This window comes from Roseateles sp. GW823-FHT07B05, assembly GCF_058794515.1.
The window spans coordinates 1-2,570 of sequence record NZ_JBXAGX010000034.1; the positions used below are offsets into that span (position 1 = coordinate 1).

Here is a 2,570-nt window from a genome sequence, read left to right on the forward strand (position 1 = left end):
TCGTCCCCGTGAACGCCACCACCGGCCGGGTGCGCCTGGCTCGCGACGTCGTGGGTTCCTTCCTGCAGATCGTGCCGGTGATCACAGACGTCAACAACAACAGCAGCACCTTCGTCGGTGGCAGCGTTTACCTGACGGGCAGCGGCTTCGCCGAAGGTTCCAGCACGGTGCTCTTGGGCGGCGCGCAAGTGGTGGATCGAGGCCGCAGCTACGGCCTGGACGTTTCGGCGAGCAACGCGACGCTGAACTTCAGCGTCCCGCCAGGCGTGCCGTCCGGTCCGATCAGGGTCCGCACCGCGGGCGGGACCAGCGCCATGTTCGGGCTGACGCTGACCGGCATCAGCGTCTCAGCAACTCAGGGCGCACCCGTCGACAGCGCGCAGTCTTCAGCGAATGTCGGCCAAGTTCTGACGCTCAGCGGTCAGTTGTTCGACTCCACCACCGACGTGGTCTTCGAGACCGTCGATCAAGGCGGCAACCGCGGCGAGCTCATCGTGAGTCCGACCGTGGTCAGCGCAGATGGCCGCCAGGCCAAGGTCATCGTGCCCCTGAATGCCGTGAGCGGAAGTGTCCGCGTCGTGGGCGACAGCAACGGCATCAGCCTGCCGTTGCAGATCGTCCCGGTGATCACGGACGTGCAGGTGCAGTCGGTAGCCGGCGACGGCAGCACTGCCGTCGTGGTGATCAAGGGCAGCGGCTTTGTGGAGGGAGGCAACTCCGAGTACCGCTTCGGCAGCGGTGCGTCAGGCGTGCTCATCGTGGATGCCGGCGCCAACAGCGGCCCTGATGTCCAGCAGGTCTACGACCCCGGCCTGGGCCAGTACTTCAACGGCCAGGTGACGCTGACCGTGCCTCTGTCCAGCGGCGTGTTCGGCCCGATCTCCATCAAGACGGCCGGGGGCACCAGCTCTTCCTTCTCGCTGAGCCTCACCAGCATCCAGTCCACTGCGCTGTCCGGCACGCCCGCTGATGCCGCACTGGCCTCAGCCAACCCCGGCCAGGCCGTCACCCTCGTCGGCACGGGTCTCACCACCGACACCGATGTGCTGCTGCGCACTGTCGACTACAACGGTAACCCCAGCATGCGCATCCTGCGCCCGGTGGCCGCCTCCACCGACGGCACCCGCGCCACGCTCATCGTTCCCGACGACGCCAACGGCGCGTTCCAGCTCCAGCTCTTTGGCTCCGCCACCCAGCCGCTGCTGCAGATCGTCCCCGTGCTGCGCCGCATCGACGCCAATGGTGCGCTCTATGGCGCCGGCTTCGTCGAGGGTGCCTCAACGTTCTCGATGCCCGGGGCATCTCTTGCTGACACGGCCATCAACGCTGGCGTCGACATCTCCAACTACTACGACGCCGCGCTGGAGCGCTCTTTCAACAGCGGCCTGGCCACGCTGAACTCGACGCTCCTGCCGCGCTTCGGCATGGGCTCGGCCACCATCACCACGGCCGGTGGCACGTCTGCCCCTCTTGCACTCAACGCATTGCGCGCCGGCTCCGACACGGCCAGCACCGGCCAGCTCGGCGATGTCGCCATCGATCCGGTGTCCGGCGCCCTGTGGGCCAGCGACACCACCAACCCCGGCCACCTGCTGCGCCTGGATCCCGCCACCGGCACGGTCCTGCAGACCCTCACGCTGACCGCCGCCTTCGGCTCACAGTCCGGCAGCAACTACACCGGGCTGCAGATCCTGTCTCAGTCCATGACGCTGGGCGGCACCACCGTGCCCGCCGGCAGCCTGCTGCTCTTCCAGGGCAACTCCAACAGCGTCACCGCCATCGACCTTGCCACCGGCAGCGTCATCAAGCGACAGGCCATCCCCACGGGCTACGCCTTCACGGCTGGCGTCTTCGACGCCGCCACCGGCCATCTCTTCGCGCTCTCGCACAACCTCAACCAGCTCGTCGAGCTCAACCCGGCCAACGGCGTCGAGATCGCCCGCTTCGCCCTGCCCGTCAACGTGCAGAGCTGGGCCGGCATGGCCATCGACCCGACCGACGGCAACTTCTGGATCGGCTCTTCCAGCGCCGCGGCGCAGCTGGTCAAGATCAGCCGCACCGGGGTCGAGCTGCGTCGCGTGGACTTCTCCGCCCAGGGTCTGCCCAACGTCTCGGGCCTGGCGTTCGCTGCCGACGGCACGCTGCGCGCGTCCACCAACCAGGGCCTGATCTACAAGCTCGACCTGGGCGCCGTCGATGTGGGCATCAAGGCCGCTACGCTCACTCAGGTGCTGGCCACGCAGCTGCAGGGCAACGCCGCCAATGCGGCACAGGCCGCTGCCAATGTCGGCCAGGTCATCGAGCTCGTGGGCACCAACTTCGGTGCCAACACGCAGGTGCTGTTCAACACCCGTGACGCCAGCGGCAACACCAGCACCGTCGCCGTGCGACCCAACGTCGTCAACGCCGCCGGTACCCGGCTGCAGGTCACCGTGCCCAATCTTGCGTCGACGGGGGACATCCGTGTCGTCAACACGGGCTCGGACGCCAGCACCGGCATCCGCCTGCAGATCGTGCCCACACTCGCCAGCCTGTCGGCTGCGCCTGGTACAGACGCTGTGTTCACGCTC

Annotated in this window: 1 protein-coding gene; it reads left to right on the forward strand. The window is 67.8% G+C overall.

The window, feature by feature from the left end; all coding sequences use genetic code 11:
• Nucleotides 1-2,570: hypothetical protein (locus AC1Q7O_RS27510; protein WP_492662781.1), on the forward strand; the 2,570-nt coding region annotated here is incomplete at both ends.